11 protein-coding genes are annotated in these 7,161 nt (G+C 71.4%); 3 read left to right on the top strand and 8 right to left on the bottom strand.

Annotated elements, in window-relative coordinates:
- A partial coding sequence (locus EIO58_RS10035; RefSeq protein ID WP_205789212.1) for a PH domain-containing protein occupies positions 1–622 on the bottom strand: 622 nt, incomplete at its 3' end.
- A 2-nt stretch (positions 623–624) separates the two neighbouring features.
- On the bottom strand, positions 625–792 hold the full coding sequence (locus tag EIO58_RS18780) for a hypothetical protein (RefSeq protein WP_164861621.1): 168 nt from the start codon (positions 790–792) through the stop codon (positions 625–627).
- Positions 793–944: 152 nt separating this feature from the next.
- Here EIO58_RS18780 and EIO58_RS10030 point away from each other — a divergent pair, with 152 nt between their 5' ends.
- Positions 945–1,238 (top strand): DUF503 domain-containing protein, encoded by a 294-nt coding sequence (locus EIO58_RS10030; RefSeq protein ID WP_127819420.1) that lies wholly within the window; start codon positions 945–947, stop codon positions 1,236–1,238.
- Positions 1,239–1,240: 2 nt separating this feature from the next.
- On the opposite strand, the gene EIO58_RS10025 is transcribed toward EIO58_RS10030, so the two are convergent.
- A complete protein-coding gene (locus EIO58_RS10025) occupies positions 1,241–1,885 on the bottom strand; it encodes an SDR family oxidoreductase (protein ID WP_127819419.1) in 645 nt (214 codons plus the stop codon).
- A gap of 304 nt (positions 1,886–2,189) precedes the next feature.
- Between EIO58_RS10025 and EIO58_RS10020 the strand changes: the two genes are divergently transcribed.
- Together EIO58_RS10020 and EIO58_RS10015 are read left to right on the top strand one after the other, a co-directional pair.
- Positions 2,190–3,797 carry a sodium-dependent transporter gene (locus EIO58_RS10020; protein ID WP_127819418.1) on the top strand — a complete coding sequence of 536 codons (1,608 nt, stop codon included), beginning with the start codon at positions 2,190–2,192 and terminating at the stop codon, positions 3,795–3,797.
- Positions 3,794–3,961, top strand: a complete 168-nt coding sequence (locus EIO58_RS10015) for a methionine/alanine import family NSS transporter small subunit (protein WP_127819417.1) — start codon at positions 3,794–3,796, stop codon at positions 3,959–3,961. Before EIO58_RS10020 ends, EIO58_RS10015 begins: the two co-directional genes overlap by 4 nt.
- A gap of 12 nt (positions 3,962–3,973) precedes the next feature.
- On the opposite strand, the gene EIO58_RS10010 is transcribed toward EIO58_RS10015, so the two are convergent.
- The 5 genes from EIO58_RS10010 to EIO58_RS18775 form a co-directional block, all read right to left on the bottom strand.
- Positions 3,974–4,750: an isocitrate lyase/PEP mutase family protein gene (locus tag EIO58_RS10010; RefSeq protein ID WP_127819416.1), complete on the bottom strand. Its 777-nt coding sequence runs from the start codon at positions 4,748–4,750 to the stop codon at positions 3,974–3,976.
- Positions 4,751–4,755: 5 nt separating this feature from the next.
- Positions 4,756–5,229, bottom strand: a complete 474-nt coding sequence (locus EIO58_RS10005) for a YchJ family protein (protein ID WP_127819415.1) — start codon at positions 5,227–5,229, stop codon at positions 4,756–4,758.
- A 1-nt stretch (position 5,230) separates the two neighbouring features.
- On the bottom strand, positions 5,231–5,596 hold the full coding sequence (locus tag EIO58_RS10000) for a TraR/DksA family transcriptional regulator (RefSeq protein ID WP_127819414.1): 366 nt from the start codon (positions 5,594–5,596) through the stop codon (positions 5,231–5,233).
- A 49-nt stretch (positions 5,597–5,645) separates the two neighbouring features.
- The gene (locus tag EIO58_RS09995) at positions 5,646–6,011 is read right to left on the bottom strand and encodes a hypothetical protein (protein WP_127819413.1); all 366 of its coding nucleotides are present in this window, start codon (positions 6,009–6,011) and stop codon (positions 5,646–5,648) included.
- Between the two features lie 4 nt (positions 6,012–6,015).
- The coding region (locus EIO58_RS18775; protein WP_164861622.1) for a DUF6716 putative glycosyltransferase at positions 6,016–7,161 on the bottom strand (1,146 nt) is incomplete at its 5' end.

Raw genomic sequence — 7,161 nt, 5'->3', positions numbered from 1 at the left:
CGACGACGACGGGAAGCGTGTCGTATGCCGCCGCCGCGGCGACGGATGCCGGGACCCGGGGCCGCGGCGGCACGACGGCCTGCGCGGGCGCGGACGGCGGCACGGGATTCAACGGGTCTCCGCGGCCGGCATACCCTCGCAGACCGGCCTGCTGGATGACGCGCTGGATCGTCAGTCCGCGCTCGTCCGGCTCGCCCACGAAGCGGATCTCGCGCAGCCCCTGCTCTTGCGCAGCCGACTCGAACACGAAATGCCCGTACCCGAACATGCGGCCGACCACCGGCTTGTGCACGGAGATGTCGAGGATGCGCGACAGCGGCATCGTCGCGATGCGCTGCGAGAGGATGCCGTGAACGCGGAACACCCGCATGTTGGTGATGACGAACCGGTCCATCCGCTGCTCCAGGATCCGCCAGGACGCATGGAGCATGACCGCTCCACCGGCGAACGCCGGCACCCACCATGCCTGGGGCGGGACGAAGAAGGTCAGCAGGAACACGACGGTGCCGCCGAACAGCTCCAGCACGGCAGCCACGGTCGCCGCCCAGTGCTTGCGCACCTCGTCGACGATGACCTCCCCCTGATCCGCGATCAGGTGCCGATCGATGCGCGGATCGAACACGCTCAGCCTCCGGCGAGCGCCACGAAGAAGTCGACGACGGCCACGCCCGCACCCCAGACGGCGCCGAAGGCCCCCTGGACGGCGTTCGCGGCATCCTGCGGGCGTGTCACGAGGTAGAAGATGGCGAAGGCGATCACGAGTCCGATGATGACGCGCTTGACGATCTTCATGTGAGGGGGTCCCTTCGGATCGGTGAGGACGTGCGATCCCCCCAGAACGCAGACTCTGCTTTTCTACCGTCATTTCGCCCGTTCGGCCATGAGGCACGCGGGCGCGTCGCGATTGCCGCGTGCGAACCGGCGCGGACTGGCACCATGGACCCATGTGGATCGGGTGGATCGAGTTCGACCTCCTGCTGGGCGACGTTCACTCCCTCAAAGAGAAGCGCAGCGTGCTGCGTCCGCTCGTCGCGGAGCTGAGCCGGCGCACCGAGGCCGCCGCGGCGGAGGTGGGAGAGCACGATCTGCACCGCCGCGCCCGCGTCGGCGTGTCGGTCGTCGCCTCCGGAGCCTCGCATGTGCGCGACGTGCTGGACCACGCCGAGAGGCTCGTCGCCGACAGGCGCGAGGTCACGCTGCTGTCGGCCCGGCGAGGGCTCCACTCGAGCGAGGACTGAGCTCAGCCGGCGATCGCGTGGCCGATGACCTCGCCGCCGCCGCCGAAGCGGATGGTGCGGCCGATCGTGCTGTCGTCGTCGATGGCGGCCGCGATCGCAGCGGCGACGTCGGCGCGCGGCACCTCGCCCCCGCCGGCGGGATCGAGCTGGATGCGGCCGGTCGGCGCATCGAGCGTGAGTGTGCCCGGCGCAAGGATCGTCCAGTCCAGCGCGCTCGCGGCGAGATGCTCGTCGGCGGCCCATTTTGCGTCGGCATAAGGGAAGAACGACGAGCCGGACGCGACCCCGTGATCGGCCCGAGAACCTAGCCACGACACCATGAGATAACGGTCCACGCCCGCGGCCGCGGCGGCATCCATCGAGCGGATCGCGGCGTCCCGATCGACCGCGTAGGTGCGGGCCGGATTGCCGCCGCCCGCACCCGCCGACCAGACCACGACGTCGTTGCCGGCGATGAGGTTCGTCAGCTGCTCCACCTCGAGCAGCTCGACATCGGCCACGACCGGCTGAGCGCCGGCGGCGCTGACCTCTGCCTCGTGGGCGGGATCGCGGATGACGGCCGTCACCGTGTGGCCCTCCCGCACGAGCAGCGGCTCGAGCAGCAGCGCGACCCTCCCGTGTCCGCCGAAGATCAGGATGCGGGTCATGGCGTCTCCTTCCGTCACTCGCTCCACGGTACGCCGGAACATCGCGGTGCGGGTCAGGTCCCGCCGGCGCCGAGCATCGCGAGCTGGAACGTGCCGATGCCGCGCGTCAGACCACCCGTTGAGGTGCGGGCGGCGTACGGGCTTTCGCCGGGAGAGTCCTTCGCGCGACCCATCGACACCCCCTGCGCTTCGCGACCCAGAGAGTGTAGACCGCCGCGACTCGCTGCCGCGGACCTGGCGACCGCCCGCGTCCGCTGCTACCGTGCGAACCGAAGAGCCACCCCACCGGCGAAGGGACGACGACGTGACCGCAGCACCGCACGACGCCAGCTCACGGGGGGCGGTGTCGCGCCCACGGGAGCAGTGGACCGGACAGGTGGGGTTCATCCTCGCCGCGATCGGCTCGGCGGTGGGCCTCGGCAACATCTGGCGCTTCCCCGGCGTCGCCTATGAGAACGGCGGCGGGGCGTTCCTGATCCCCTACCTCGTCGCGCTGCTGACCGCCGGCATCCCGATCCTCTTCCTCGACTACGCCCTCGGGCACCGGTTCCGCGGCGCCGCCCCGACCGCGTTCCGCCGCGTGGGACGCGCGTTCGGCCGCTGGACCGAGTCGCTCGGCTGGTTCCAGGTCGCGATCGCCTTCGTGATCGGGCTGTACTACACCGCCGTCATCGCGTGGGCGCTCAGCTACTTCGTCTTCTCGTTCGACCTGCGCTGGGGCGACGACCCAGCGGGCTTCCTCACCGGCGAGTACCTGCAGGTCGGCGACCCGGGCATCAGCTTCGAGTTCGTCCCGGGCGTGCTGATCCCTCTCGCGATCGTGTGGATCGCGGCGATCGTGGTGCTGGCCGCCGGGGTGGCGAAGGGTCTGCAGCGGGTCAACGTGATCTTCCTGCCGCTGCTCATCGTCGCGTTCGTGGTGCTGGTGGTGCGGGCGCTCTTCCTCGATGGCGCCGCCGAGGGGCTCAACGCCCTCTTCACACCGGACTGGGAGGCGCTGGCGAACCCTGACGTGTGGATCGCCGCATACAGTCAGATCTTCTTCTCGCTGTCGATCGCCTTCGGCATCATGATCACGTACGCGTCGTACCGTCGGCGGCGCTCGAACCTCACCTCGCCGGGACTCGTCGTCGCATTCGCGAACTCGTCGTTCGAGATCCTCGCCGGCATCGGCGTCTTCGCGACGCTCGGGTTCTTCGCCTTCCAGCAGGGCATCGCGGTGGCGGAGCTCGAGGGGCTGACGGGCGTCGGCCTCTCGTTCATCACCTTCCCCGCGATCGTGTCGCAGATGCCGGGCGGCCCTCTCTTCGGCATTCTGTTCTTCGGCTCGCTCGCCCTCGCCGGGTTCACGTCGCTCATCTCGGTGCTGCAGGTCGTGTCGGCGGCCATCCAAGAGAAGTTCGCGCTCTCGATCCGGGCGGCGGCGACAGGCGTCGGCGTCGTGTCGGCCGTCCTGTCGGTGCTGATCTTCTCGACGACGACCGGGCTCCTCGCGCTCGACGTGACCGACCAGTGGGCCAACAACATCGGGATCGTGGCGTCCGCGGTCCTGACCACGATCCTGGTCATCTGGGTTCTTCGCCGCGGCCCCGAGCTGCGAGCGCACCTGAACGCCGTGTCGACGTTCAAGGTCGGCTGGCTCTGGATCGCGTTCGTCGGCGTGCTGGCGCCCGTCGTGCTCGGCTACATGCTGATCTCGCGGATCGTGTCGCTGGTCGTCGACGGCTACGCCGACATGCCCGGCTGGTATCTCGCGCTGTTCGGCTGGGGCACCATCGTGTTCCTGCTCGTGGCGACACTCGTGACGACCCTGCTGCGATGGCGGAGATCGCCGGACGACTTCACGCCGTGGCCCGCCTTCCCGGTGGCCGATCCCGCGACCGCGGCCCAGCGCAAGGAGGCGTCGTCATGACCCCGATCGCCATCACGTTCCTCATCCTGGCCATCGTCGTGGTGTGGGGCGGTCTCGTCATGAGCGCCGTCTTCCTGCGCCGTCGCCCGCAGATCGCCGACTACCCGCCCGGGGGCGTCGACGACCAACGCGAGGACGTCGCGCCGATCGAACACGACACGTGAGCTGCGTCGCACTCAGTTGAGGTTGCGCGTCGACGCGGGGATGACGCCGTCGCGGTAGAGCTCGGCGGCGACGTCCTGGAGTGCGGTGAGCGCGACGCGCTGCGCCATCGGGCCGTACGAGATGCGGGCCACGCCGAGCGCCTCGTACTCCCCCCCACTGAGCGCTCCGGGCAGCCCGATCACGCTGAGCCTGCGCTCGCCGATGCCGTCGACGAGCCGGCGTGTGACGTCGGAGTCGAGGATGCCGGGCACGAACACCAGGTCGGCGCCTGCGTCGAGGTACGCGCGGCCGCGTGCGATGGCATCGTCGACGGATGCCTCCACCGGGCGTCCACCGCCGCGCACGAACGCGTCGGTGCGGGCGTTGAGCACGAACGGCACGCCCTCGGCCTCACCTGCCGCGACGATCGCCTCGACGGCGGCGACGGCCTCCTCGAGGGGCCGCAGGCGGTCTTCCACGTTCGCACCGACGACACCGCGGCCGATCGCGCGCCGCACGGTCTCCCCCGGGTCGCCGTAGCCGTCGTCGAGGTCGGCCGTGACCGGGAGGTCGCCGGCCGCATCGACGATGCGGCCGATCATGTCGAGCGTGAGGTCGAGCGGGATCTCGCCGTCGGCGTATCCGAACGTCGCCGCGATCGAATGGCCCGCCGTCGCGATGGCGCGCGTCTCGGGGAGTGCCGCGATCGTCTTCGCCGAGACGGCGTCCCAGACGTTCACGACACGGAGGATCTCGGGCGCGGCATGAAGTCGCGCCAGGGTCTGAGCCTTCTCTGCCTGCGTGGTCACGTGCTTCACGCTAGCGGTTCGTCACTGCGGGGAGGCGGGCCGGGTCTGACTTCGTCGACCGTCCCGTCCACATACGTCCACCTGCCCGCACGGCGAACGAACCGGCTCCGTTCGTGCAGCTCGCCCTGGTCGCGTCCGTGGCGCCACCGCGCCCGGAACTCGACGCACCCCTCGTCGTCGCCCTCGGCGCCGGCCACGACGTCGATGATCTCGAGCCCGGTCCAGCGCTGCGCGGGGTCGAGCACGAGATCGTGCGGGCGCGTCCGCGGATGCCACGTCGCGCAGAGGTGGCGCGCGTCGCCCACGACGAAGGCGGTATAGCGCGAGCGCATCAGGCGCTCGGCCGTCGGCGCCGGTTCTCGGCGCAGCAGCGGGCGGCAGCACGCGTCGTAGCGATCGCCGCTGCCACAGGGGCACCGGTCGTCGGCTGCGGGGCTCGCGAACCCGCCCGCCGAGCCGGCGGCAGGCCCGAACGACACGTCAGGAGCCCGCCTTCTCGGCGCACGAGACGCAGCGGGTCGCAGACGGACGCGCCCGCAGCCGGGCGATCGGGATGCCGCGCCCGCAGTCGACGCACGCGCCGTAGGTTCCGGCCTCCCACCGGTGCACGGCGTCGTCGATCTCGCTGATCTCGCGCACTGCCGCCTCGTGGAGTCCGACCACGCGCGCCCACTCCCCCGAGAGCGTGACGCCCTCGGGATCGTGCTCGTCGTCGGCGACGTCCGCGCCGCGGTCGGCGCGCAGCTCCGCGATCGTCTCGTCCATCGCCGCGAGACGCGCCGTCGCGTGCACGCGGAGCTCGTCCAGGAGCTCGCGCAGCTCGATCCTGCTCGCCGCGGAGGTCATCGAAGAAGCGTACGCCCGCCGATGGCCCGCGAGCACGCGGCGGGCCGTGTCAGTCCGAGACCTCGACGGTGAACGTGACGCTCTGGATGCCGCCGTCGGCGTTCGAGAGGACGACCGTCGTCTCGCCCTTCGCGAGGCCCTCGACGCCCGGATTGAAGGTCGCACCGTCTTCTTCGCGCCCCGCGACGAACCGGGCGACGGACGGGTCGTCGACCTCGCCCCGGTAGCTGTCGACAGCGAGATCGCCGGTGTCGATGTTCAGCACCTGCCCGACGGCGAGTTCCACCGTCGCGCCCTGCAGCGAGCCCGCATCGCGGGTCACCGGTGCGATGACCGGCTCTGCGGGCGCGCATGCGGCGAGGAGCAGGAGGATGCCGACGGCGAGCGTCGCGGCCAGGGGCTTGGCGGGGTTCATGCCGTCATGATGGCAGGCTCACGCGAGGATCGGCCAGTGCGGCGTCCGACGCGGGGCGCACCGAGCGGCGCGCGCGCCGTGATCGCTGGATCGTCCGCACCACCTCGCGCAGCGGCATCCCGATCGCATACGCCACCGCGCCGGCGGCCGAAGTGTCGTTGGCTCCCAGCGCGATCTTGCGCTCCCACGCGTCGCGCAGACCGCCACCGCGTCGCACGAACGGCGACCGCGGCGCAAGCTGCCCGTCCCGGCGCAGCGCGACGAGCTCTTCGAGCCGGTCCCCCCAGTCGTCGGCATGCCCGGGGTGGAAGTAGTTGTCGTCGAGCCATTCCGGATCCGGATGCCGGAACCGCCGGGCGACGACGTCCTCCTCGGAGCCCAGCAGGTCGGCGTCGGCGAGCGTCTCGTTGATCAGCCGCGGCGACACGCCGAACGTGTCGAGGGCGATCACCGGCACGCCGCGGGCGATCGCCTCGATCGCGGCGGTCGAGCTCACCGTGACGAGCCCCTCCGCGGTGTCGAGCGCGGCGCCCATCGGGGCGGTCGAGGTCACGAGATTCGGGGGAAACGGCCCCAGCGACGCGAGGAGTTCGGGGTACCCGTCCTGCTCGACGTGCGTCTGATGCTCGCCCGTCGCCGCCCGCAGCTTCACCACGACCCGGCGCCCGGGTGCGGCCTCGGCGGCGCGCACCAGCATCCGCGCGACGCGGAGGCGATCGGACCGCTCGGCGGGCACTTTCGCCTGCGTCGCGAACACAAGGTCGGTGCCGCCGCCCGCTCCACCGCGGCCCGAGCGCGCGAACGGCAGGGTCGCGAGCGCGTAGCGGTGGGCGTATCCCGTGCGGGCCGAGAGGGCGCCGAACTCGAGCAGCTCACGGCGGGAGTGCACGACGAACAGGTCGCTCTGCAGCCGGTACACGACCGCCTTGCGGGTGGCGGGGATCGAGATGCCCGGGAGACCGGTCGCGATCACGGGCCGAGGCGAGAGCGCCGCGACGTCACGCGCGAGCACGCGCACGAGCGGTCCGCGCGCCGCCAGCACGACGGCATCCGCTCGCAGTTCTCGCAGCCGCGCGGCCAGCCGCGCGTACTCCACGCGCTCGACCCGGTCGCGCGGCAGTCCGCTGCCGCTCAGCGCCGACGCCAGCTG

The sequence above is a fragment of the Microbacterium sp. CPCC 204701 genome (assembly GCF_004010105.1).
Classification (GTDB): Bacteria; Actinomycetota; Actinomycetes; order Actinomycetales; family Microbacteriaceae; genus Microbacterium.
This window is presented reverse-complemented; position numbering and strand designations above follow the sequence as displayed.

Bases quoted from the DNA above. Each gene is read 5' to 3' on its own strand.
- EIO58_RS10025 (WP_127819419.1), bottom strand. From the start codon at position 1,885: ATGACCCGCATCCTGATCTTCGGCGGACACGGGAGGGTCGCGCTGCTG.
- EIO58_RS09995 (WP_127819413.1), bottom strand. From the start codon at position 6,011: ATGAACCCCGCCAAGCCCCTGGCCGCGACGCTCGCCGTCGGCATCCTC.
- EIO58_RS18780 (WP_164861621.1), bottom strand. From the start codon at position 792: ATGAAGATCGTCAAGCGCGTCATCATCGGACTCGTGATCGCCTTCGCC.
- EIO58_RS10030 (WP_127819420.1), top strand. From the start codon at position 945: ATGTGGATCGGGTGGATCGAGTTCGACCTCCTGCTGGGCGACGTTCAC.
- EIO58_RS10000 (WP_127819414.1), bottom strand. From the start codon at position 5,596: ATGACCTCCGCGGCGAGCAGGATCGAGCTGCGCGAGCTCCTGGACGAG.
- EIO58_RS10015 (WP_127819417.1), top strand. From the start codon at position 3,794: ATGACCCCGATCGCCATCACGTTCCTCATCCTGGCCATCGTCGTGGTG.